This is a genomic window from Flavobacterium branchiicola (genome assembly GCF_018383905.1).
GTDB lineage: Bacteria > Bacteroidota > Bacteroidia > Flavobacteriales > Flavobacteriaceae > Flavobacterium > Flavobacterium branchiicola.
In genome coordinates this window covers 92,793-116,208 of record NZ_JAGYWA010000001.1, presented here as the reverse complement: position 1 = coordinate 116,208, position 23,416 = coordinate 92,793, and the positions used below count along the sequence as shown (strand labels likewise).

Sequence of the window (23,416 nt, the reverse complement as noted above, 5' to 3'; positions counted from 1 at the left end):
CAATTTTAATCTAACGTGTTTTGTTGACGTATGAATAAGAAACCGAAACATTTTCTAAAAAAAATACTTCGTGTGCTATTGTGGTGCGTGGTTTCTATAGTTGCACTTTTATTACTTCTCATTGTTTTAATTCAGGTTCCGTCAGTACAAAATTTCGTTAAAGATAAAGCGATAACGTATCTTCAGGATAAGATAAAAACCAAAGTTTCTTTAGATCATATTTCGATAGAATTCCCCAAAGATGTAGTGCTGGAAGGTTTCTATTTTGAAGATCAAAAAAAAGATACTTTATTGGCTGGTAAAAGATTAGAACTTGATGTTGACCTTTTTAAACTAGTCAGCAGTGAGCTTGAAATCAATTCGGTTTCTTTAGAAAATACCAAAGCTAATATTTCCAGAGATAAAAATGGCGTTTTCAATTTCGATTACATCGTAAAAGCATTCGAATCTAAAGAGCCAAAAGTTGAAGATTCCGATGCTAAACCTTTCCAAATATCAGTTGTAAAAGTAAATCTCGATAATGTTAAATTCAATTTTAAAGATGATTTTTCGAAGAACGATATTCGAGTGAATCTGACCCATTTTGATACTAAGTTCAAGAAATTCGATTTAGATAAAATGGATTTCAATATTCCGAATATTAATCTGGATGGATTGAAAGTAGTTTTGAATCAGGATGTTGTGGAAAAAATTGCAGAGGTTTCAGTGAAAACCGTTGATACCATTTCGAAGCGTCAAGATTTCAATTTGAATCTCGAAAAAATTAGTCTTTCCAAAATTGATATTTTATACGATAATAAAGATTCAAAACTAAATTCCGGAATTAGTTTAGGCAATCTGAATTTATCGGTAAATAAAATCGATTTGAATAAGCAGCTTTTAGATTTTGAAACTTTTGAAGTAAAAAACTTAAGCGGAAACTTAAGATTAGGGGCAAAAGACAAACAAATTCAAACTCCTGATTTAGATTCAACAGCCATTAAACAATCTGGATGGAAAGTTAAATTAAATGAAACTAATCTGGAAAATATTGCTTTCAAATTTGATGATATGCAGTCAAAACCAGTTTCGAAAGGAATGGATTACAGTCATCTGGATTTAGATAAATTCAACTTTAAAGCCGAGAAACTATACTACGCAAATGATACCATTTCTGGAAATATAAAAACACTAACGGTAAACGAAAAAAGCGGCTTGCAGATTCAGTCCCTAAAAACCGATTTTTTCTACGGGCCTAAAAATACCTATTTGAATAACTTATATTTAAAAACGCCTCAGACACTTCTTCAGAATAAAATTAAAGCCGAATATAAATCGCTCGAAGCACTTCAAAAAGATATTGCCAATCTTTCTATTGATGCCAATGTAAAAGATTCGAAAATAGGTTTTAAGGACATTTTACTTTTTGTACCCGATTTACAAAAAACAAATCCGTTTAAAAGTAATCCAAAAGCGGTTTTGGCGATAAATGCACGTGTAAAAGGAAAAGTAAAAGACTTGGATATTTCGCAGTTTGAAATGAGTGGAATAGGAAGTACAAAAGTTTCCCTTTCGGGGAAAATAAAAGGATTGCCGGATGCGCAAAAAGCCTATTATGATTTGAATATTAAGAAGCTTTCCAGCACTTCAAAAGATATCAATTCATTTGTACCAGCCGGAACAATTCCAAAGAATATTCAAATTCCTTCACAATTAAGTTTGCAGGGAAAGTTTAAAGGTTCGGTTCAGAATTTCAAAACAAATCTGGCTTTAAACAGCAGTTTCGGAAATGCCAAAATCGATGCTTTATTTGATCAAAGAATTAAAAAAAGAGAAAAATACGACGCCACAGTTTATTTACTGGATTTTGATTTGGGTCGATTAATTAAAAACGATTCCATTGGAAAAATTACGCTTAAAGCGAAAGTAAAAGGAAACGGTCTAGACCCAAAAACGGCAAATGCTGCAATTGATGGTTTGGTTCAGAAAGCAGTTTTTAACCGATATACGTATAAAGATTTAGCGCTGAAAGGAAATATCGAAAACGGTTCCTTTGCTGTAAAATCAGGAATGAAAGATCCGAATTTGAATTTTGATTTAACAGCAAGCGGAAGCACAAAAGATAAATATCCATCAGTTCAATTAAAACTGAATCTGGATATTGCCGATTTGGAAAAACTGAATCTTCATGCCGGGCCAATGAAACTTCGCGGAAATGTTGATGCTGATATTGCCAATAGTAACCCTGATTTTTTAAACGGAAAAGTATTTCTTTCTAACATTCAGATTTTACAAGATACAGAACCAATTGTTTTAGATTCGGTTCGTGTAATTGCTTTTTCAGATAATACCCGAAACAATATCAAAATTTCATCTCAGTTTTTAAAAGCTGAGGTTGACGGAAAGTACAAATTAACCACATTAGCGGCAGCGATAAAAAAATCATTATCGAAGTACATTGATTTGAAAACTCCGAAACATAAAGGAGAATCAGACGAGCAAAGACTGGCATTTACAATTTCGGTAGATAATGATCCGATTCTGTTTAAATTGATTCCGAAACTGACAGGTTTAGAACCTCTTAAAATTACCGGAAAATATAATAATGTCACGGATTCATTAGAAATAAAAGGAACAATTCCGAGAATCGTGTATGCAGAAAATACCATTTCTGATGGAAAAATAAATATTGAAGCCAAAGGAAATGCTTTGGAATATGCCATATCTGTAGCAACAATCGAAAGCGGATCTTTAAAAATTCCGTTTACAAGTTTGTCAGGAAAAGTCGAGAATAATATTCTGGACTATGCACTTGAGGTAAAAGACGCAAAAGACAAACAACAGTATTTTGTTGGCGGAGAATTTAAAGCCGAAGATTCTAAAAACATCTTCAAAATTGATGCAGAGAACTTTGTGCTGAATTATGATAAATGGAATATTGATCCGGAAAATGCTATTGAATTTGGCGAAAAGCGACTTTATATCAACAAGTTCTTTCTGGAAAATTCAGGAAATGAATTAAAAATTCAATCACAAGGAACACAGAATAATGCACCGATTCAGGTTGATTTTGCAAACTTCAAAATCGAAACTATCATGAATATCGTCAAAAAAGACGAATTACTTATGCAGGGTTTGATTAACGGAAATGCTGTGGTCGAAAATGTGATGACAAATCCAGTTTTTACTTCAAACCTAAAAATTGATGATTTTACTTTTAAAGGTGAAAAAGTAGGTGATTTAGAAATAAAAGTAGATAATAAAACCGCCAATGTTCTGGCTGCCAACGTACAATTGAGCGACGAAGGAAATGATGTAAGTCTTAGCGGAGATTACGCAATAGAGGCAGGAACTTTTGATTTTGATGTTGCGATAAATAAACTGAATATTAAAAGTATTCAGGGTTTTAGCATGGATAATATTTCTGAAGGAACGGGTTATTTATCCGGAAATTTTAAAATTCAGGGAAATGCCGATGCGCCTAAAGTTAATGGAGAACTGAACTTTAATGATGCGGCTTTTAGAGTAAAACAGCTGAATTCGTATTTTAAAATAGGAAAAGAAAAAATCACTTTTGATAATGAAACCATTTCATTTGATAAGTTTTCAGTATTTGATGAAAATGACAATGAATTGTTTGTAAACGGAAATATAAAATCAGCCGATTTTAGAAACTATACTTTTGATCTGGTTGTTGAAGCCGATGATTTTAGAGCAATACATTCTAAAGAAACAGACAGCGATTTGTTTTACGGTGATTTGTTTTTGGATACCAAATTAAACATAAAAGGAGATTTGGAAAGTCCGGTTGTTGGCGGAACAATTAAGATTAATAAAGAAACCAAATTTACGGTAGTAATGCCGCAGTCAGATCCTTCGATTGCAGATCGTGAAGGAATTGTAGAGTTTGTTGATGAAGATAATATGTATTTAAAACAGACGGTTGATCTTCAAAACAAACTGGATCAGTCTGAAATAAAAGGAATGAATGTTAATGTCGCGATTTCGATTGACAAAGAAGCCGAATTGACTTTATTAATTGATAAAGGAAATGGGGATTATTTAAAATTAAAAGGCGAAGCGGAATTAGTTGGAGGAATCGATCAGTCGGGAAAAACAACTTTGACTGGGAAATATGAGTTTTCGGACGGTTCTTATGAAATGAATTTTAACGGAATAAAAAGAAAATTTGACATTCAGAAAGGAAGTTCTATCACCTGGAATGGTGAACCCACGATGGCGACTCTAAATATTACAGCAATTTATAAAGTAAATGCGGCACCAATTGATTTGATCGGAAATCAGATTAAAGATAGACCTATTACAGAACAAAATACATACAAGCAAAAACTTCCTTTTCAGACTTTATTGAAAATGAATGGGGAATTACTGAAACCGGATATTTCATTTGGAATTGTGCTTCCGGAAGGGAATTATGATGTTTCGTCGAACGTTGTAGATCTTACGCAAAGTAAATTAAAACAACTGGAACAAGATCCGGCAGAAATGAATAAACAGGTTTTTGCACTTTTAATATTGAACCGATTTGTTGGTGAAAACCCATTTGCGAGCGAAAGTGGCGGCACAAATGCAGAATCAATTGCAAGACAAAGTGTGAGCAAAATTCTTTCGCAACAGTTGAATAATCTTGCGGGTGAATTAATTACAGGTTTTGAGGTAAATTTTGATCTGGAATCTACCGAAGATTACACCACAGGAACGATGGAAAACAGAACAGACTTGAACGTGGGCGTTTCGAAAAAACTTTTAGATGACCGTTTGAAAGTTACTGTTGGAAGCAGTTTTGCAGTAGAAGGTCAGGAGCGTGCTAATGAGCAAAGTACTAATATTGCCGGCGATGTTGCTCTGGATTATCAACTTACTAAAGACGGCCGATATATGCTTCGTGCGTATCGAAAAAATCAATATCAGGTTGCTGTTGAAGGGCAGGTTATTGAAACAGGAATCGCTTTTATTATCACGATGAGTTATAATAAATTCAGAGAGCTTTTTCATCGTACCGAAAAGGAAAAGCAAATGATTAAAGAAGAAAAAGCTCGTAAAGAAAAAAATAAGCGAATAGAGAAACAAGAAAAAAAGCTTGAAGAAAATCAAATTGAAGGCAATGAACAAAAAACATAATCATATAAAAAATCTTTTTATAAAGTGTTCTGTACTGCTCAGCCTGCTTTTTGTTTTAGGCTGTAGTAACACAAAATACCTGCCCGAAGGCGATTTGCTCTATACAGGAGGCTCTGTAACGGTTAAGGATTCGATATTAAAGAAGAAAGAAAGAAAAGCGCTGGAAACCGAATTAGAGGGACTTTTAAGACCAAAACCAAACAAACAATTTTTAGGTTTGCGTCCTAAATTATGGTTTTATAATATTGCCGGAGTGCCTAAAAAACAAAAAGGATTCAGGTATTGGCTTCGAACAAAAGTAGGCGAAGAACCAGTACTTTTTAGCAAAGTCGATTTAGATTACAATGCTTCTCTTTTAAGAAATTTTACAGAAAATAAAGGCTTTTTTAAAACCCGCGTAAGTGCAGATTCTACTGTTCGAAACAAGAGAGTTACCGCTGAATATACCGTAGTACCAAAAAAACAATACATTATTAAAAGCGTGACTTTTCCTGATGATTCGCTTGCAATGTCCAGAATTATAGGAAGATCTAGTAGAAGAAGTTTGCTAAAAGTGGGCAAACCTTATGATCTGGATGTTATAAAAGCCGAAAGAGAAAGAATCGATGCGAGATTAAAAGAAAGAGGATATTATTATTTTAATCCCGATTATATTTTGGCAAAAGTAGACAGCAGCAAAGGCGATCACGAAGTAAAAATAAGATTGGTCATAAAAGATGATGCTCCGCCAAAAGCGCTAACGGCTTATAAAATCAATAAGATCTTTGTTTATCCGAATTTTTCCATTTCAAAAGACAGCGTAAAATACAAGCCTGAAGATGTTGTACAGTACAAAGATTTCACCATTATTGATTCGGCAGATACTTTTAAGCCGAGAGTTTTTGATCGGACCATATATTTTAAAAAAGGGGATTTATACAATCGAAAAGATCATAATCTAACCTTAAACCGATTTGTAAATCTGGGAACTTTTAGTTTTGTAAAAAATGAATTTAAACCTTCAGACAGCATAAAAAATGCACTGGATTCTTATTATTACTTAACGCTTTTACCTAGAAAATTTATTCGTGTAGAAGTTTTAGGAAAAACAAATTCGGCGAGCTATACTGGTTCAGAAATTAATGTAAACTGGAACAATCGTAATTTATTTCACGGAGCTGAGTTATTTACCGTTTCCGTTTTTGGTGGTGCCGATTTTCAGCTTTCGGGAGTAAATAAGGGCAAAAATATCTATAAATTAGGAACAGAAACAAGTTTGACCTGGCCGCGATTTATTACGCCTTTTCATATTGAAGGTTCAAGCGAATATGTGCCAAGAACGAAGGTATCGCTACGTTATGAGTTTCAAAACAGAACTCAATTGTACGCTTTGAATTCATTTAAAACAGCTTTCGGTTATTTATGGAAAGAAAATGCCCGCAAAGAACATCAATTGAATGTATTTGATATTACCTATGTAAGTCCAAATCATGTTACACAGGAATATCTTGATGACATTAAAGATGATCCATCTTTGGAGAAAGTAATTGAAAAACAATTGATTTTTGGTCCAACATACTCATTTACATACACGAATACAATGCAAAAACGTAAAAAAAATACGTTTTACTTTAATGGAGAATTGGATTTAGCGGGAAATATAACGGGTTTAATTACTGGAGCGAATGTCAAAAAGAATGATGAAGTCAAAATTTTTGATGTTCCGTTTAGTCAATATGCAAAAATAAGAGGAGATTTCAGGCACTATTTAAAATTAGGAAAAGAAAGTCAATTGGCCAGTCGTATTATTGTCGGAGCCGGTATTCCTTATGGAAATTCAAGTGTTCTGCCAACAGCAAAACAATTTGTAGTTGGAGGAACAAATAGTATTAGGGCCTTTAGAGCAAGATCAATCGGGCCGGGAAGTTTTGTTAATACAGCAACAACAAACGATTATCTTCCGGATCAATCTGGAGATTTAAAATTGGAATTCAGTACCGAATATCGGGCAAAACTTTTTAGTATCGTTCGTGGTGCCGCTTTTATTGATGCAGGAAATATTTGGCTTGTAAACCCAGATCCTGATAAAGCGGGCGCGGAGTTTTCTAAAAATTTCATGAAAGAAATTGCTGTAGGCGCTGGTGTAGGTTTACGATTTGATGTTTCTTTCTTTATTCTGAGAACCGATTTGGCCTTTCCATTAAGAAAACCTTATTTACCTGACGGAGAAAGATGGGTAATCAAAGATATTGATTTTGGAAGTGGCCCTTGGCGAAAAGAAAACCTGATTCTGAATATTGCAATTGGTTATCCATTTTAATTTTTTTAGCCACGAATTTCACGAATTAGCACAAATTCTTTTTTGTATTTATTTTTAATTTCGCGAATTTGAACTAAATCACATTTGGAGTATAAAAATTAGCGTAATTAGTGAAATTCGTGGCGAAAAAAAAAATCGTGGCTTAAAAGAGCAAAAAAAGAAGTAAATTCGTCTAAATATTATATTAGAATGCAAAACTTAGTTAAAAGAATCATCGGAGTTGGAGTTATTGTTTTAGTCATTGTTCTGGCTTTTAAATATTGCGAGTTTAAAAAAGACGATGATTCTACAATCGATTATAATACCAATTTAATTCAGCAACAGATACTTAATGTTGGAAAATTGGTGGTTACCGAAGGCCATTTTTCTGAAGTTATCACTTATAAAAATCAGCAGAAATATTTAATGGACATGGTTTCTTTTGAGAAGAAAGCACTTGTTGTTGTAAATGCAAATGTTACGGTAGCGTATGATTTGCATAAAATGAAATACGATATTGACGAAAAAAATAAAACCATCACGATTCTTAATATTCCAAAAGAAGAAATTACCATCAATCCGGATATTCAGTTTTATGATGTAGAACAAAGTAAGCTGAATCCGTTTACGGGAGATGATTACAATAAAATCAACAAATCGGTAAAAGCGAATCTGGCGAAGAAAATCGAAACATCTTCACTTAAAACCAACGCACAAAACAGATTAATCAGCGAATTATCGAAAATCTTAATCATGACAAATTCAATGGGCTGGAAACTGCAGTATAATGGAAAAACGATTGAATCTGAGAAAGAGTTGAATCAGGATTTGAAATTATAGGCAGAGGTTCAAAGAGACAAAGTTACAAAGGGTCAAAGCTGTAAAATTTATATAGATTTCGCAATCTTGTCATTTCGACGAAGGAGAAATCACACTAGAAACTCGACAAAGATTGACGATTCTCTTTGCGTAATCCCGCGTGTGATTTCTCCTTCGTCAAAATGACATAAAATGAGGGAAAAACTTCGCGCCTTAGTGTCTTTGTGGCAAAGAATTATCAAAAATCAAATCCAATCCACCGGAAATTAAATGCGCCACTTCAGGACGTCTTTCTTTCAGTTGATCCAAATAAACCAGTACTTCCTGTAAAAGCTGTTTTTCATCTGAATCTTTCAGAAGTTCAGCAATTTCAACAGACAGTAACCAGTCGTTAGCATGATTGGTTTTAACTTTCTCGAATACAGATTGTAATTCTGTTTTTGAATCTTTGTTATTTCGGATGTTTCGAACCGTTGCATACAAAAGTTCTAATTCATCACGTTCATTTGTATGTTTTGCTTTAATAGTTTTAGTTGTCGGAACAATATTGATCAGGTCAAAACTATTCACATCGGCTGGACCGGAAAAAGCAGAAACTACTTTTTTTCCAATTGCCATATCATAATTCCCCCATTCCGGCTGAAACAAAACAGTTTCGCCATGCGTTACAGTACAATTTCTAAAACTAATTAAGATGATTTCACCATGTAGGTTTCGTGAGCCTGTAATGATTTCACCTTCAACCTTAATATTACCTTCAAATTCCAGTTTAACCGTTTCATTTTCAACAATACTGTACGCCTGTAAATCCTTTGGACTCATATCTTCAATCGCTAAATTGAAGCCTTTTAATTTTCCAATCGGACTTCCAAATCCATGCGGATGTGTCAACGTTCCGTGGCCAACTAATTCTTTTTCACGGTAAGAAAGAGCCGTTTTTCCCGTTGTCTGAATGTAAATTGGTTTGCCTTCTTCTTCAATAACATTGGTAAAAACTCCCGAAACTTGTAAACCTGTACTTAATTCGATTGTTCCTAAAGCGTTTGATTGTATTAGTTTCTGAATTCCGGATAAACCACCAGTTCTCAAAGCCATTTTATTGGCAAACTCTTCTAAAATCAAACTTAGGTAAGAGAAGTTTGGTGTTACATAAAGTTGAGGTTGTAACTGCGTAATATCAAAATTCTGATTTGCGGCAGAAATATCGTAAGGGATTTTTTTAACATTATCGGTCATACAATGGGCACTTTCACCAATTGAAGAAAGTAATCCGGCACCGTAAATTTTTGGGTTTTCAACAGTTCCGATTAAACCGTATTCAACAGTCCACCAATGCAAATTACGAATCTGAGCCATTTCAGATAATTCACCCATATTGTTTTGTAAATCGGCAACCGCTTTTTCAGCTTCGTCAATTTTTTCCTGCGGAGTATCTTCAGCTTCTTTCAAAATAGAAAGCAAACGTATTGCTTCATACATTTGATAATCTTTATGAGAGGAAATCGCTTTACAGCCAATTTCGCCAAAACGTCGCAAGTATTCAGCATATTCAGGATTGGCAATAATAGGAGCGTGGCCGGCACCTTCGTGAATAATGTCTGGTGCAGGTGTATATTCAATATGTTCTAATTGTCTGATATCTGAGGCAATAACCAAAACGTTATAGGCCTGAAATTCCATAAAAGCATTTGGCGGAATAAAACCATCAACGGCAACAGCAGCCCAGCCAATTTCAGTCAGAATTCGGTTCATTCCGTACATACTTGGAATAGAATCGATTTCAATTCCCGTTTTACGTAAACCTTCTAAATAAGAACTATGAGCAACTTTAGAAAGATAATCTACGTTTTTACGCATTACATAACGCCAAACCGCCTGATTTATAGGAGTGTAATCGCTATAATCCTGAGGTTTAATAAATTGCTTTAAATGTTTAGGCAATCGCTCTAATAATGGATTTGTTTCTATAGATGCATTCATTTCGAAAACGTTGTAGATTAGAATGTAAAATTACGAATTTAAGACTCGGTTTTTTGCTATTCCTCACAATATTTTTATTCGAAAGTATGTTTTATTGCGTTTTTATAGATTTTGAAGTTGATTTAAAAAGATGCATTTTAACAGTCATTATTCTCATAATTCACTTTTTCCAATGTTTTTTCATGGTTTTCAAGCTCTTTTTTGGTCATTACAGCTTCTTTAAGATCAACCTTTAATTGTTTTTTTGTGTCTGAACTAATCCATAATCCGTTAAAGGCATTTCCGGTTTTTTTCAGAATAAGTACACCGCTAAAACCATGTTCAACTAAAACAAATTCATTTTCATTCTTTACATTCTGAGTAATATCCAGCTGAATCCATTTGTTTGATTTGTTATAACGATACATTGAGGTGTACATTAAATCGGCAGTACAAGGATTTTCTTCTGTTTTGATGTAAACGGTAATCGGAGTTTTTCCGTCCAGAGTACCTTTGTATAAATTTGAAGTTGGAGATGTTTGGGCTTGGGTATGGCTTAAAAAAGAAAAAGTGAATATAAAAAACAGAAGCATTTTTTTCATGCGGAAATTATTTAATTGGTTTTAGTTAGTACAGATTGATTTTTTGACTAACCAAATTTATTCAAAAAATAATAGTTCCGTCTGTTTTTTAAGGTTACTTTTTCAAAGAATTTTTAAGCTCGTTTTCAGCATTTCTAAAGTATTCGATTTTATGACTAAACATAAAAGCCATATTGGTAGCACGCATTTTTGCTTCTTCAGTAACTACACCTGCAAATTGCGCATCAATGTTACTATTGAAAATCTGAATCCATCTGTCAAAATGCGTTTTATCTACAGGCAATTGTTTATGCGGCGGAAATGGCGTTCCTGAATAAGCACGAACATCAAATAAAATAGTCTGCCAGAAACCATACATTTTTTGCAAATGCTCTGCCCAGCGATCTTGCAATTTATCATTAAAGATGGGACCTAGAAGATCATCTTTTCGCACATTGCCATAAAAGCTGTCTACCATTTGTTTAATATCTTCTAAAGTCGAAATATCTTTAAGCGTTTCCATGTTCTTCTGTCTAAATTGAATTACAAAAATACAATTTCGTATACTGTTTATTCCATGATATTTATCATTAGGAAAACATTAACCTATTAATTGTGTAAAAAGATCCTGATTATCATTTAAATACTGAAACTCAAAACCATTTTCAGTCATTTTTAATTTAATTGGCATGATATCATTTTTGTTTTTTAATTCCAGACCTACAACAACAGAACCAACTTCGCGACTGTTTTTCTTTGCAAACTGAAAATAAGTGATATCGTCATCGGGACCTAAAATGTTGTTTACAAATTCTTTCAAAGCTCCGGGACGCTGTGGAAACTGAATCATGAAATAATGCATTAAACCTTCATAAAGTAGGGAACGTTCTTTTATTTCGGCAGTTCTTTCAATATCGTTATTGCTTCCGCTTACCACACAAACCACATTTTTACCTTTAATTTTGTCTTTATAAAAGTCTAATGCAGCAATTGTTAAAGCTCCTGCAGGTTCTACGACCATTGCTTCTTCATTGTAAAGACGCAAAATAGTGGTGCAGACTTTTCCTTCGGGAACCAAAATAATATCTTCAAGATTATATCGGCAGATTTCAAAAGTCATATCACCAACTTGTTTTACTGCGGCGCCATCTACAAATTTATCTATTGTTTTTAGAGCCGTATTTTTATTCTCTTCGATGGAAGTTTTCATAGATGGTGCACCTTTTGGTTCAACACCAATAATTTTTGTGCTCGGACTTAAATGCCTGAAAACTTCTGATAAACCAGAAGCAAGTCCGCCGCCGCCAATCGGGACAAAAACATAATCAATTGGTTCTTTAAAACTTTCAAGGATTTCTAAGCCAACAGTTCCCTGACCGGCAATTACTTTTTCATCATCAAAAGGATGAATAAATATTTTGTGGTTTTTGATCGCGTCTGCCGTTGCCGATGCGTAAGCGTCATCAAAAGTATCACCTGTAAGTACAATTTCAACAAACGATTTTCCGAATAATTGTACTTGTTTTACTTTTTGTTTTGGAGTTGTTTTAGGCATGTAGATCTTGCCTTTTATTTTAAGAAGATTACAGGAATAAGCAACTCCTTGTGCATGATTTCCTGCACTGGCGCAGACTACACCAATTTGTTTTTCAGCATCAGTTAACGAAGAAATCTTATTATAAGCTCCTCTGATTTTATATGATCTTACAATTTGCAAATCTTCTCTTTTTAATAAAATAGTAGACTCGAATTCGTCTGAAAGATTTAAATTCTGAGTTAGTGGAGTAGCAGCAACTACATTTTCGAGTTGCTTTTTGGCATTAAGTACTTCGTTAAATAAATTCATGATGTCTGTTTTTTTGTTTTGCCACGAATTGCACAAATGAACACGAATTATTTTTATTTAGTATGACTAAATTAGTGCCAATTCGTGTAATTCGTGGCGATTTAAATAAAAAGACCTCCCAATTGGGAGGTCTTTATAAATTATATTTTACTTATTTATATAACACCTCGCCATTATTGCTGAATTGCAATAATGCTGATAATAGCGATAATAATGTTACTAAAGTTTGTCATTTTTAACTTATTTGAACAACAAATGTAATTAATTATTTTTTTACCGGAGGATATTGAGCTAAAATTTTGCCCACAAATTCGGCTATTTTTTCGTCTTTTTTATCAACGTTTTTGGTCAAAGTACCAACACCTTCACCTTGCCAGATCATTTCTTTCTTTTTAGCATCAATTAAATCAATATACAAAGTTCCTTCAGTAGAGCTGGAAACAGTAGTTGTTCCTCCGTACATCATGTAAGGATTCCATCCATATCCCCATCCATAACCCCAACCGGCGTTAAATTGGTTTACATCTATTTGCTCTCTTGATTTTGTAAAAATATTTACCAATAAATCAGGATTCTCGCTTTTAGTAAATCCTTTAGCTGCCATTTGATCGTCTATGGCACGAAGAATACGTCTTTTATCCAAATCAGAAATCTCAACCTTATCAATCCCCGGCTTAAAAAAGGCATAAGTTTTATAAGGTGCAAAATTTACGTTTTTGTCATAATCAGAATAAACACTGATGGTATCGCATGACGCTACAAGAAGTAAAAGCAGAAAAACGGGTACTAATTTGAATGTTTTCATATATTTAAAATTTAATGTTCTCATTTTTAATTAAATAAGAAATCTTTAGACTAAAATAGAGTTTCGTCGACTATATTAGGCAAAGTTACTTTTAGTAAAGGCTGAACTTCCATAGCTCTTTTTATAGCAAAAATAGCTTCGTCATTTCTAGCCCAGCTTCTTCTTGAAATTCCGTTGTTAACATCCCAGAAAAGCATTGATGCTAAACGTTTTGAAGCCTCTTTAGAACCATCAAGAACCATACCAAATCCGCCGTTTATAACCTCTCCCCAGCCAACTCCGCCGCCATTATGAATCGAAACCCATGTTGCGCCTCTAAAGCTGTCTCCAATCACGTTTTGAATCGCCATATCGGCTGTAAAACGAGAACCGTCGTAGATGTTTGAAGTTTCTCTGTAAGGAGAATCTGTTCCTGAAACATCATGATGATCGCGTCCTAAAACAACTGCTCCAATTTCGCCTTTTGCAATTGCCTGATTAAAAGCTTCTGCAATTTTAATACGTCCTTCTGCATCTGCATATAAAATACGAGCCTGAGAACCTACAACCAATTTATTTTCCTGTGCACCTTTGATCCATTTGATGTTATCCTGCATTTGTTGCTGAATTTCATTTGGAGCTGTTTTTGCCATTTCTTCCAAAACCTGACTTGCAATAGCATCTGTTTTTTGCAAATCTTCTGGTTTTCCGGAGGTACAAACCCATCTAAAAGGCCCAAATCCGTAATCAAAACACATTGGTCCCATAATATCCTGAACGTAACTCGGATATCTAAAATCGATATTATTTTCGGCCATTACATCTGCTCCGGCACGTGAAGCTTCAAGTAAAAAAGCATTTCCGTAATCAAAAAAGTAAGTTCCTTTTGCAGTGTGTTTATTAATTGCAGCGGCGTGACGACGTAAAGTTTCCTGAACTTTTTCTTTGAATAATTCGGGATTATTAGCCATCATTTCATTTGCTTCTTCAAAGGAAATTCCAACCGGATAATAACCTCCCGCCCAAGGATTATGTAATGAAGTTTGATCCGATCCTAAATCAATTTTGATGTTTTCCTGATCAAAACGTTCCCAAACATCTACAACATTTCCTAAGTAAGCAATAGAAACGGTTTCTTTATTGGCTTTCGCTAAAGCTACTCTGGCAACCAATTCATCTGTAGAAGTAACTACTTCATTAATCCATCCTTGCTCGTGACGAATTTTAGTGATTTTCGGATTAACTTCGGCACAAACCGTGATACAGCCCGCAATATTTCCTGCTTTAGGCTGTGCGCCCGACATTCCGCCCAATCCGGAAGTAACAAATAAATTACCTTCAGGATTTTGTTTTATTTTTCTAAAACCATTCAAAACTGTAATTGTTGTTCCATGTACAATTCCTTGTGGGCCAATGTACATATAACTTCCTGCAGTCATTTGTCCGTATTGCGAAACGCCTAAAGCATTCATTTTTTCCCAATCGTCCGGTTTAGAGTAATTCGGGATTACCATTCCGTTTGTTACCACAACTCTTGGTGCTTCAGTATGCGATGGAAATAATCCCATCGGGTGTCCAGAATACATTGTTAAAGTCTGCTCATCTGTCATTTCAGATAAATACTGCATCGTCAGTAAATATTGCGCCCAGTTCTGGAAAACAGCTCCGTTTCCGCCATAAGTAATCAACTCATGCGGGTGTTGTGCTACAGCATAATCCAGATTATTCTGAATCATGTGCATAATGGCTTTTGCCTGCAATGATTTTCCCGGATATTCGTCAATTGGACGTGCATACATTCTGTAATCCGGACGAAGACGATACATATAAATACGTCCGTAAGTTTCTAATTCTTCAGAGAATTCCTGAATTAATTCGGCGTGATGTTTAGCTTCAAAATAACGTAATGCGTTTTTTAAAGCCAGTTTTTTTTCTTCTGCCGAAAGAATTTCTTTTCGCTTTGGCGCATGATTAATGGCTAAATCGTATTCTCTTTTTGGAGGTAGTATTGAAGGGATTCCTTGTTGTATTTGTTCTTTGAAAGTCATTTTTTTTAAGGTGCTAAGGTGCTAAGATTCTAAGGTACTAAGGTTTTGTACTTAATGTAAAGAAATTAGCTAATGTTTTTTTCTTCTTTTTAAATTATAATCGCCCTGCTGGGGCTCAAATGTGACTGATGATAAAAAATGAAAAATTTGTATAGACGGCGACAGCCATCAATTCAAAAACTTCAATTAAGTAATGTATTTAAATTGTTTATTTCAATTGGAATTTGGAATTTAAAATTTGGAATTTATTTTAATTGTCACATTTTCTAATTAAAAAAAAACTAGGGATAACGGATATCCGACCTGTGATAGGATTTGTGGATTTTAATCCTGAATTTTTGTGAATGGATATCCATATAATATTTATAATTTTAGACTATTGATTTTTAAATTACCTAATTGACATATTGCCAAATTATCTAATTAACTTTTCTTCCTGATTTCACCTGTTCTTTTATCAAATCCGTATGGGCAATGACGACAGCCGCTTTTACAGCAATAACCACGTTTTAGATGGTGTTTTTCGGTAAAGCATTTATAACCTTCCGGTGTATAGTAAAAATCTTCACCTTCGATTAATTTATTTTCATTACTTTGCTCTTTCATAAATCTGCTTACGATTCAGTTTCAATTAGACCTAAAATCAAAAATAAAAATATTTGATTATGATTTTGTTGAAATGAAACAATTTTATAGCTACAAATTTATAAATTTTACAGCCAATGTTTCTGATTGTTGCTAAATATTTAATTCCGAAAGGATATAGGGGAATGGCTGTGTTTCCGTTTGTTGTTATGAAATATGGTTTTGATAAAACGAATGGAACGTTTGTAAACCATGAAAAAATACATTTAAGACAACAATTAGAACTTTTAGTAATTCCGTTTTTTGTCTTGTATTTTGCAGAGTTTTTACTTCGTTTAATTCAGTATAAAAACAAGGATTTGGCCTATCGGAATATTAGCTTTGAAAGAGAAGCTTATGCCAACGAAACCAATTTAAATTATCTAAAAAACCGATCTTTTTTTCAGTTTTTGCAATATCTTAATAGCAATAAATTTTAAAGATATTTATTGTCACTTTCGACTTTCAAACTTAAATCAATGAAACCAGTTTTCAATCAGCCCATTAATATCGATTTCCCGAATGCTATTTCTTTGGCAATTAAGCGGGAAGATTTAATTCATCCGTTTGTTTCCGGTAATAAATTCAGAAAGTTAAAATATAATTTACTTCAGGCGAAATCCGAAAATAAAACTACGTTACTAACATTTGGCGGAGCATTTTCGAATCATATTGCAGCTGTGGCATTTGCAGGAAAAGAACATGGTTTTAAGACCATCGGAATCATTCGCGGAGATGAACTTTCGAATAAAATTGCAGAGAATCCAACGCTGAAATTTGCTCAGGAAAACGGAATGAAATTTGAATTTGTTTCGAGAGAAGAATATCGTTTAAAAAGTGAGGATTTTTTTATTGAAAAGCTGAAAAATAAATGGGGTGATTTTTATTTAGTACCCGAAGGCGGAACAAATGAATTGGCAGTAAAGGGCTGCGAAGAGATTTTAACAGCAGAAGATTCGGTTTTTGATTATGTCTGTTGTGCAGTCGGAACGGGCGGAACAATCTCCGGATTAATAAATAGTGCAGCGCCAAATCAGAAAATTTTAGGATTTCCGGCTTTAAAAGGTGACTTTTTAAAGGATGAAATTCGTATTTTTGCAAGAAAAGATAACTGGAATTTAATTTCTGACTATCATTTTGGAGGCTATGGCAAGATAAATTTAGATTTAATCGAATTTATTAATGCTTTTTTTGAAGAGAATAAAGTACCCTTAGATCCAATTTATACAGGAAAGATGGTTTTTGGCGTTATAGATTTAATCGGCAAAAAATATTTTCCTGCGTATTCAAAAATTTTACTCATTCATACCGGCGGATTACAGGGAATTGAAGGAATGAACATAAAATTGATGCAGAAAAAATTACCAATACTCAAAACCAATGATTAAAAAAATTGTATTACTTGTCGTAATATTAGCTTTAGCAAGTTGCTCCTCAAGTAAGCCTGCTATAGCGACGACTAAAAAAGCGGCAGCAGTTCAGGCCAGAACAGCTTCGACAAAAAGGAGTAATCCTGTTAAACCCATCGGAAAAAATTACCCTTCTACAAATAATACAACTGAGGTTATTCAGTCTACTTCAAAAACAGTTGTTACCAGCGATTTAGTTAATAATTATATTTTGCAGTTTAAAGATATTGCAATGGGAAATATGCAGAAATATGGTATTCCTGCAAGTATTATTCTGGCTCAGGGAATTTTGGAATCGGGTGCAGGAAGAGGAGATTTGGCGGTTGAAGCCAATAATCATTTCGGAATAAAATGTCATAAAGACTGGCTCGGAGAAAGCGTACGTCATGACGATGATTCGGCTCAGGAGTGTTTTAGAAAATATCCCGAAGCTTCAGAATCTTATCGCGATCACGCTTTGTTTTTGGTTGGAAAAAACAGATATGCTTCTTTATTTACTTACGAAAAAGATGATTATAAAGCCTGGGCAAAAGGATTAAGAGCTTGTGGTTATGCTACAGATCCTAATTATCCGGATAAATTAATAAGTTATATCGAGCGTTATAATCTACATCAATACGATTGTCAGATTACAGGGAAAAATTATACGCCAATTAATAAAACAGCTCCAACAAAGAGTTCATCATCGGTAGCAACGTCTTATCCGAAGACAAATTCAAATTCAAACGATCCGAATTTGTATGAAGTTCAAAAAGGAGATACATTATATTCTATTTCAAAGAAATTCAATGTATTGGTTGATGATTTGAAACAGAAGAATAATTTAACTGATAATGCCATTTCAATTGGACAGAGATTGAAGGTGAAGTAATAATTGTGAGTTGTTAATTGTAAATTGTTAATGAAAAAGAAAATTACAATTGGAGTTTTTGCTTTTGCAATAGTCATTACAATTAGACTTTTTTGTGGGGTTTATCATCACGATGAATTTGCAGAAAAATATTTTTTTATAAAATACAGACCGGTCTGGAAATGGACTTTTTATTCACCAATAGGAATGTCGGACAGAAAAATAGAAGAGCTTTCAAAAGAAGAACAATTAGAACAAAAATATTTCAATGAGTTTATAACAGATAAAGGATTAAGTAGATAAATCTAAAATCTGAACTCAAAAATCTAAAATAAAGATGTTATATAAAAGAAGTAGTCAGCTTTTTGCTGAAGCAGAAAAAGTAATTCCGGGAGGCGTAAATTCACCAGTTAGAGCATTTAAAGCAGTTGGTGGAACGCCAATTTTTGTAAAAAGTGCCAAAGGTGCTTATTTATTTGATGAAGATGGGAATAAATTAATCGACTATATCAACTCTTGGGGACCAATGGTTTTAGGTCACGCTTATCAGCCGGTTGTTGATGCTGTGATTGAAAAAGCAAAATTGGGAACTTCATTTGGTATGCCAACAGAACTGGAAACTGAAATCGCTGCTTTGGCTGTTTCTATGGTTCCGAATATTGATAAAATCCGTTTTGTAAATTCAGGTACAGAAGCTTGTATGAGCGCGATTCGTTTGGCTCGCGGATTTACAAAGAGAGATAAAATTGTAAAATTTGCAGGTTGCTATCACGGACATTCTGATTCATTTTTGATTCAGGCAGGAAGTGGAGCCGTAACTTTTGGTTCACCAAACAGTCCTGGTGTTACAGAAGGAACAGCAAAAGATACTTTATTGGCAAAATACAATGACTTAGAGAATGTGAAAACTTTGGTTGAAGTTAATAAAAACGAAATTGCAGCAATTATTATTGAACCAGTTGCAGGAAACATGGGCTGTATTCCGCCTCATGAAGGATTTTTGCAAGGTTTAAGAGATTTGTGTACAGCAAACGGTATTTTATTAATCTTTGATGAGGTTATGACAGGTTTCCGTTTGGCTCGTGGTGGAGTTCAGGAATTATTTAATGTGGATGCAGATATTGTAACTTTCGGAAAAGTAATTGGAGGAGGACTTCCGGTTGGTGCTTTTGCAGCGCGTGAAGAAATTATGAATTATTTGGCACCTCTTGGGCCTGTTTATCAGGCTGGGACATTGTCTGGAAATCCGTTAGCAATGGCTGCGGGATTGGCAATGTTGCAATCTTTAGATAATGACAGAGCAATTTTTACCCGCTTAGAAGAAAAAACAGCTTATTTAGAAGCTGGAATAGACAGGGTTTTAAAAGCAAATAATGTTGTTTTTACCATCAATAGAGTAGGTTCTATGATTTCGGTGCATTTTGATGCAAATCCTGTTACCGATTTTCAAACGGCAGCAAAAGGAGATAACGAAACGTTTAAGAAGTTTTTCCACGGATTGCTTCAGGAAGGTGTTTATATTGCACCTTCAGCTTATGAAACCTGGTTTATTACAGATGCATTGACGTATGAAGATTTAGATTTCACAATTAATGCGATTGATAAAGTTTCAAAAACATTTTAAATAAAAAAAGGAGGCGCTAAGCCTCCTTTTTTATTGGTATTATTTGTTTTCTTTTCTGTATTCTTTCATTTTTTCTTTTGCTTTGTCTTTGTTCTCTTCCTGAATTTTTTTCCATTTTGTGTATTGGTCAGCATTCAGAATTGATTTCATTTTAGCATCATTGGCATCTCTTTCAGCCATTACTTCTTTTTTAAAGGCCTCTTTTTCGGCTGCGGTTGGTTTTACTCCACTGTCTTTTTTGTCTTTACGTGCTTCTTTAAATTTTTCTGCTTTAGCACTTCTGTCAGCCAAAAGTTGTTTAACCTGTGCTTGTTGGTTGGCATCTAAATTTAACTCAGTTGTTAATTTTTTCAGATGTTTTTCGTTACGTTGCTCCGGAGTTAATCTTTCTTTTTGATCTCCAGTTGGTTTTTGAGTGGCGTCTTGTGCAAAATTTGCTACTCCAATGAATAACAAAACTGCCATAAATAATTTTTTCATGATTTACTTCTTTTTTTAAGGTTATAGCTTTTAGACTGGGTAAGCTGAAATAAGTTTAATCTGATTTTTAAAATTATATTTTATTTAACATATTGATAAACAATGTCTTTAGTTGAGAATAGACCAATAGTTGATTTTTAATCTGATATTCTTTCTCTAAGATTATTATAACGCGAAATAAAATACTGTAAGTATTTTATTTTAGATATTTTTTTTTAATTTTAAAGAAAGATTGTTTTTTGTCAAAATCAAGAGACCATTTTTTCGATTTCCCCATACGCAGTAATAAATTTTCCAAAAACAATTTAATACAATATTCTATGGCAGATCTTTCCCAATCTCATCGTATTCTTTTTTTAAACACTTTAGCATTTGCAATTTGTTTCGCCTGTTGGACTCTTAACGGAGTACTGGTTACTTTCCTTGTTGATAAAGGAATTTTTAACTGGAGTGTAGTACAAATTGGCTGGCTTTTAGGAATTCCAGTCCTTACGGGATCTATTATGCGATTGCCAATGGGAATCCTGACTGATAAATTTGGTGGTAAAATTGTGCATTCAGCGTTATTAATTCTGGCTTCGATTCCTTTATTTTTATTGCCCTTTGCGACTTCTTTTACGATGTTTGCCATTTTAAGTTTTTTGTTCGGAATGGTAGGAACGAGTTTTGCTGTGGGCGTAGCTTCGACTTCTGTCTGGTATCCTAAAGAATGGCAGGGAAGAGCATTAGGAATTTTCGGAATGGGAACGGCAGGAGCTTCTATAACGCCTTTTTTGGCACCATCTCTCTTAAGTAAATTTTCAGAAAGTGATCCTGTTAACGGTTGGAAATGGATTCCTGTTATTTATGGTTCAGCTTTATTATTTGTTGGTATCATATTTATAATTTTTGCAAAGAATAAGAAAGTCGATGCTCAGTCCAAAACGGTAAAACAGCTATTGCAACCTTTAAAAAGTGTTCGTGTCTGGCGTTTTGGAACGTATTATTTTCTGGTATTTGGTTCATTTGTGACTTTTTCGCAATGGTTACTTCCTAATTTTATGAATGTTTACCACACTTCATTAATTCTGGGCGGAATTTTCACTTCGTGTTTCAGTTTGCCTGCTGGTGTTGTTCGTGCCTTTGGAGGGTTTCTATCGGATAAATTTGGGGCAAGAAAGGTTATGTATTGGGTTTTAAGTTCTTCGGTTGTTTTAAGCTTTTTATTGTTATTTCCAAAAATGGATATTACCACATCGGGTAGCGGGCTTTTAGCCAGTAACGCAGGAACGGTTACGTCGGTTTCTCCGGAAAAGATTACAATTGATGATAAAGAATATAAAATCAGTAAAAAGGATGAAAGTCACGAGCATTCTAAATTCTTCCCTTCCAAAAAAACATGGCAGGAAGTTGTAGTTGCAGAAAACCAAAAAGTACAGAAAAAAGAACTGCTGGCAGAAGGAATCACACAAATTCATTTTGAGGCCAATATGTGGATTTATTTGGTATTGGTTATTTTAATTGGGATTTCATGGGGAATTGGCTCCGCTGCGGTGTTTAAACATATTCCGGATTATTTTCCAAATGAAGTAGGTGTTATTGGTGGAATGGTTGGTTTACTCGGAGGTTTGGGAGGCTTTTTTGGCCCTATTATTTTTGGATATTTACTAACACTTACCGGATTCTGGACAAGTTCATGGTTATTTATTCTGGCTTTATCATTAACTTGTTTAATATGGATGCATCGTGTTATTGTAAAAATGACAAAAGAAAAATTGCCGGAAATGGCTAAAGATATCGATCGAAAGTAAAGGCATATTAAGAAAAAATAGTTGAGTAGAAAGCTTATAGTTTCTTGTCTGAGTGTCGATTTTAATGTAATTTGGTTAATGTCAAAATTGCATACAAATTAGAGACAAATTAAAATTTAAAAACAGATACATTATGAGCCTTAATTCTATTTCAGAAAACAATAAAATTGCTTTTTTTTCTACGCAACCTTATGATAAATCATTCTTTAATAAATACAATGCAGATTTTGGTTTTGAATTGGATTTCTTCGAAACGCAACTTAATCCGCAAACTGTAATTTTAATTGAAAATGCTTCGATAGTTTGTGTCTTCGTAAATGATATTGTGAATGAAACAGTAATTGAGCAATTAGCAGAAAGAAACGTGAAGATTATTGCTTTGCGTTGTGCAGGCTTCAATAATGTTGATTTAGAAGCAGCAAAGAAATATAATATTAAAGTATGTCGCGTTCCGGCTTATTCACCAGAGGCAGTTGCAGAACATGCAATGGCAATGATTTTAACCTTAAACCGAAAAACACATAAAGCATATAACAGAGTTCGCGAGCAGAATTTTTCATTAAATGGATTATTAGGTTTTGATTTATTCGGAAAAACTATCGGAATTATTGGAACAGGAAATATAGGGAAAGCGTTCGCTAAAATTGCTTCAGGTTTTGGATGTAAGGTCCTAGCTTATGATATTGTTGAGAATGAAGAAATGGTAAAAGATGGAGTTTCATTTGTAGGCTTAGAAGAAATTTTCAAATCGAGTGATATTATTTCGCTTCATTGTCCATTAAACGAACAGACGAAACATGTAGTTAATAAAACATCGCTTTCTTTTATGAAAGACAATGTGATGATTATCAATACAAGTCGCGGCGGATTAATCGAAACATCATCAGTTATTGAAGGTTTGAAGGAAGGTAAAATTGGTTATTTAGGAATCGATGTTTACGAACAGGAAGAAAAACTGTTTTTTAGAGATCTTTCTGCAGATATTATTCAGGATGATGCCATTCAGCGTTTAATGAGTTTTCCGAATGTTTTGGTAACAGCACATCAGGCCTTTTTTACCAATGAAGCTTTAACGCAGATTGCTTTGGTTACTTTTAATAATATCAAATCATTACTAGATAACAACGATATTGAAAACAAGGCAGCGTTGTTGGTTTAAAATGCCTTATTTACAAAACTGTCAGTTTTAGACTTAAAGAAGAA

The 23,416-nt window shown here is 33.9% G+C and carries 19 protein-coding genes; 11 read left to right on the top strand and 8 right to left on the bottom strand.

From position 1 onward, the window contains the following. Nucleotides 1-30 precede the first annotated feature (30 nt). The 3 genes from KHA98_RS00485 (at nt 31) to KHA98_RS00475 (ending at nt 8,239) form a co-directional block, all read left to right on the top strand. Nucleotides 31-5,121 (top strand): translocation/assembly module TamB domain-containing protein, encoded by a 5,091-nt coding sequence (locus tag KHA98_RS00485; RefSeq protein ID WP_213254298.1) that lies wholly within the window; start codon nt 31-33, stop codon nt 5,119-5,121. Further along, nucleotides 5,105-7,420, top strand: a complete 2,316-nt coding sequence (tamL, locus tag KHA98_RS00480; protein WP_213254297.1) for a translocation and assembly module lipoprotein TamL — start codon at nt 5,105-5,107, stop codon at nt 7,418-7,420. Before KHA98_RS00485 ends, tamL begins: the two co-directional genes overlap by 17 nt. Nucleotides 7,421-7,609: 189 nt before the next feature. After that, on the top strand, nt 7,610-8,239 hold the full coding sequence (locus KHA98_RS00475; protein ID WP_213254296.1) for a DUF4230 domain-containing protein: 630 nt from the start codon (nt 7,610-7,612) through the stop codon (nt 8,237-8,239). A 192-nt stretch (nt 8,240-8,431) separates the two neighbouring features. On the opposite strand, the gene KHA98_RS00470 is transcribed toward KHA98_RS00475, so the two are convergent. The 4 genes from KHA98_RS00470 to ilvA form a co-directional block, all read right to left on the bottom strand. Continuing rightward, the gene (locus KHA98_RS00470) at nt 8,432-10,198 is read right to left on the bottom strand and encodes an aromatic amino acid hydroxylase (RefSeq protein ID WP_213254295.1); all 1,767 of its coding nucleotides are present in this window, start codon (nt 10,196-10,198) and stop codon (nt 8,432-8,434) included. Between the two features lie 137 nt (nt 10,199-10,335). Further along, complete coding sequence (locus tag KHA98_RS00465; RefSeq protein WP_213254294.1) at nt 10,336-10,779, bottom strand: hypothetical protein; 444 nt, start codon at nt 10,777-10,779, stop codon at nt 10,336-10,338. A gap of 94 nt (nt 10,780-10,873) precedes the next feature. Next, nucleotides 10,874-11,281, bottom strand: a complete 408-nt coding sequence (locus KHA98_RS00460; RefSeq protein ID WP_213254293.1) for a group III truncated hemoglobin — start codon at nt 11,279-11,281, stop codon at nt 10,874-10,876. Nucleotides 11,282-11,359: 78 nt separating this feature from the next. Further along, nucleotides 11,360-12,604, bottom strand: a complete 1,245-nt coding sequence (gene ilvA / locus KHA98_RS00455) for a threonine ammonia-lyase IlvA (protein WP_213254291.1) — start codon at nt 12,602-12,604, stop codon at nt 11,360-11,362. A gap of 62 nt (nt 12,605-12,666) precedes the next feature. Between ilvA and KHA98_RS00450 the strand changes: the two genes are divergently transcribed. Continuing rightward, complete coding sequence (locus KHA98_RS00450; RefSeq protein ID WP_213254289.1) at nt 12,667-12,843, top strand: hypothetical protein; 177 nt, start codon at nt 12,667-12,669, stop codon at nt 12,841-12,843. A gap of 26 nt (nt 12,844-12,869) precedes the next feature. On the opposite strand, the gene KHA98_RS00445 is transcribed toward KHA98_RS00450, so the two are convergent. The 3 genes from KHA98_RS00445 to KHA98_RS00435 form a co-directional block, all read right to left on the bottom strand. After that, nucleotides 12,870-13,409: a DUF4136 domain-containing protein gene (locus tag KHA98_RS00445; RefSeq protein WP_213254287.1), complete on the bottom strand. Its 540-nt coding sequence runs from the start codon at nt 13,407-13,409 to the stop codon at nt 12,870-12,872. Between the two features lie 50 nt (nt 13,410-13,459). After that, the gene (locus KHA98_RS00440; protein ID WP_213254285.1) at nt 13,460-15,436 is read right to left on the bottom strand and encodes a urocanate hydratase; all 1,977 of its coding nucleotides are present in this window, start codon (nt 15,434-15,436) and stop codon (nt 13,460-13,462) included. Between the two features lie 423 nt (nt 15,437-15,859). Then, nucleotides 15,860-16,042, bottom strand: a complete 183-nt coding sequence (locus KHA98_RS00435) for a DUF5522 domain-containing protein (protein WP_213254283.1) — start codon at nt 16,040-16,042, stop codon at nt 15,860-15,862. A 116-nt stretch (nt 16,043-16,158) separates the two neighbouring features. On the opposite strand from KHA98_RS00435, the gene KHA98_RS00430 reads away from it, so the two are divergent. Genes KHA98_RS00430 through hemL form a run of 5 tightly spaced genes read left to right on the top strand, consistent with a single transcriptional unit; the run spans nt 16,159 to nt 19,943 of the window. Further along, on the top strand, nt 16,159-16,500 hold the full coding sequence (locus tag KHA98_RS00430; RefSeq protein WP_213254281.1) for a hypothetical protein: 342 nt from the start codon (nt 16,159-16,161) through the stop codon (nt 16,498-16,500). Nucleotides 16,501-16,539: 39 nt separating this feature from the next. Next, on the top strand, nt 16,540-17,448 hold the full coding sequence (locus KHA98_RS00425; RefSeq protein ID WP_213254279.1) for a 1-aminocyclopropane-1-carboxylate deaminase/D-cysteine desulfhydrase: 909 nt from the start codon (nt 16,540-16,542) through the stop codon (nt 17,446-17,448). Beyond that, nucleotides 17,441-18,340 (top strand): glucosaminidase domain-containing protein, encoded by a 900-nt coding sequence (locus KHA98_RS00420; RefSeq protein WP_213254277.1) that lies wholly within the window; start codon nt 17,441-17,443, stop codon nt 18,338-18,340. Before KHA98_RS00425 ends, KHA98_RS00420 begins: the two co-directional genes overlap by 8 nt. 30 nt (nt 18,341-18,370) lie before the next feature. Next, nucleotides 18,371-18,622, top strand: a complete 252-nt coding sequence (locus KHA98_RS00415; RefSeq protein WP_213254275.1) for a hypothetical protein — start codon at nt 18,371-18,373, stop codon at nt 18,620-18,622. A gap of 34 nt (nt 18,623-18,656) precedes the next feature. After that, entirely contained in the window at nt 18,657-19,943 is a 1,287-nt protein-coding gene (hemL, locus tag KHA98_RS00410) for a glutamate-1-semialdehyde 2,1-aminomutase (protein WP_213254273.1), read from the top strand. 39 nt (nt 19,944-19,982) lie between these two features. On the opposite strand, the gene KHA98_RS00405 is transcribed toward hemL, so the two are convergent. After that, the gene (locus tag KHA98_RS00405) at nt 19,983-20,423 is read right to left on the bottom strand and encodes a hypothetical protein (RefSeq protein WP_213254271.1); all 441 of its coding nucleotides are present in this window, start codon (nt 20,421-20,423) and stop codon (nt 19,983-19,985) included. A 320-nt stretch (nt 20,424-20,743) separates the two neighbouring features. On the opposite strand from KHA98_RS00405, the gene KHA98_RS00400 reads away from it, so the two are divergent. Continuing rightward, a complete protein-coding gene (locus KHA98_RS00400; RefSeq protein WP_213254269.1) occupies nt 20,744-22,213 on the top strand; it encodes an MFS transporter in 1,470 nt (489 codons plus the stop codon). 133 nt (nt 22,214-22,346) lie between these two features. After that, a complete protein-coding gene (locus KHA98_RS00395) occupies nt 22,347-23,372 on the top strand; it encodes a 2-hydroxyacid dehydrogenase (RefSeq protein WP_213254267.1) in 1,026 nt (341 codons plus the stop codon). The last annotated feature ends 44 nt before the right edge of the window (nt 23,373-23,416 follow it).

Excerpts from the sequence above, each read along its gene's own strand:
- hemL (WP_213254273.1), top strand. The coding sequence starts at position 18,657 with ATGTTATATAAAAGAAGTAGTCAGCTTTTTGCTGAAGCAGAAAAAGTA.
- KHA98_RS00415 (WP_213254275.1), top strand. The coding sequence starts at position 18,371 with ATGAAAAAGAAAATTACAATTGGAGTTTTTGCTTTTGCAATAGTCATT.
- KHA98_RS00435 (WP_213254283.1), bottom strand. The coding sequence starts at position 16,042 with ATGAAAGAGCAAAGTAATGAAAATAAATTAATCGAAGGTGAAGATTTT.
- KHA98_RS00450 (WP_213254289.1), top strand. The coding sequence starts at position 12,667 with ATGACTAAATTAGTGCCAATTCGTGTAATTCGTGGCGATTTAAATAAA.
- KHA98_RS00465 (WP_213254294.1), bottom strand. The coding sequence starts at position 10,779 with ATGAAAAAAATGCTTCTGTTTTTTATATTCACTTTTTCTTTTTTAAGC.
- tamL (WP_213254297.1), top strand. The coding sequence starts at position 5,105 with ATGAACAAAAAACATAATCATATAAAAAATCTTTTTATAAAGTGTTCT.
- KHA98_RS00470 (WP_213254295.1), bottom strand. The coding sequence starts at position 10,198 with ATGAATGCATCTATAGAAACAAATCCATTATTAGAGCGATTGCCTAAA.
- KHA98_RS00445 (WP_213254287.1), bottom strand. The coding sequence starts at position 13,409 with ATGAAAACATTCAAATTAGTACCCGTTTTTCTGCTTTTACTTCTTGTA.
- KHA98_RS00395 (WP_213254267.1), top strand. The coding sequence starts at position 22,347 with ATGAGCCTTAATTCTATTTCAGAAAACAATAAAATTGCTTTTTTTTCT.
- KHA98_RS00420 (WP_213254277.1), top strand. The coding sequence starts at position 17,441 with ATGATTAAAAAAATTGTATTACTTGTCGTAATATTAGCTTTAGCAAGT.
- KHA98_RS00400 (WP_213254269.1), top strand. The coding sequence starts at position 20,744 with ATGGCAGATCTTTCCCAATCTCATCGTATTCTTTTTTTAAACACTTTA.
- ilvA (WP_213254291.1), bottom strand. The coding sequence starts at position 12,604 with ATGAATTTATTTAACGAAGTACTTAATGCCAAAAAGCAACTCGAAAAT.
- KHA98_RS00430 (WP_213254281.1), top strand. The coding sequence starts at position 16,159 with ATGTTTCTGATTGTTGCTAAATATTTAATTCCGAAAGGATATAGGGGA.
- KHA98_RS00425 (WP_213254279.1), top strand. The coding sequence starts at position 16,540 with ATGAAACCAGTTTTCAATCAGCCCATTAATATCGATTTCCCGAATGCT.
- KHA98_RS00485 (WP_213254298.1), top strand. The coding sequence starts at position 31 with ATGAATAAGAAACCGAAACATTTTCTAAAAAAAATACTTCGTGTGCTA.
- KHA98_RS00460 (WP_213254293.1), bottom strand. The coding sequence starts at position 11,281 with ATGGAAACGCTTAAAGATATTTCGACTTTAGAAGATATTAAACAAATG.
- KHA98_RS00405 (WP_213254271.1), bottom strand. The coding sequence starts at position 20,423 with ATGAAAAAATTATTTATGGCAGTTTTGTTATTCATTGGAGTAGCAAAT.
- KHA98_RS00475 (WP_213254296.1), top strand. The coding sequence starts at position 7,610 with ATGCAAAACTTAGTTAAAAGAATCATCGGAGTTGGAGTTATTGTTTTA.
- KHA98_RS00440 (WP_213254285.1), bottom strand. The coding sequence starts at position 15,436 with ATGACTTTCAAAGAACAAATACAACAAGGAATCCCTTCAATACTACCT.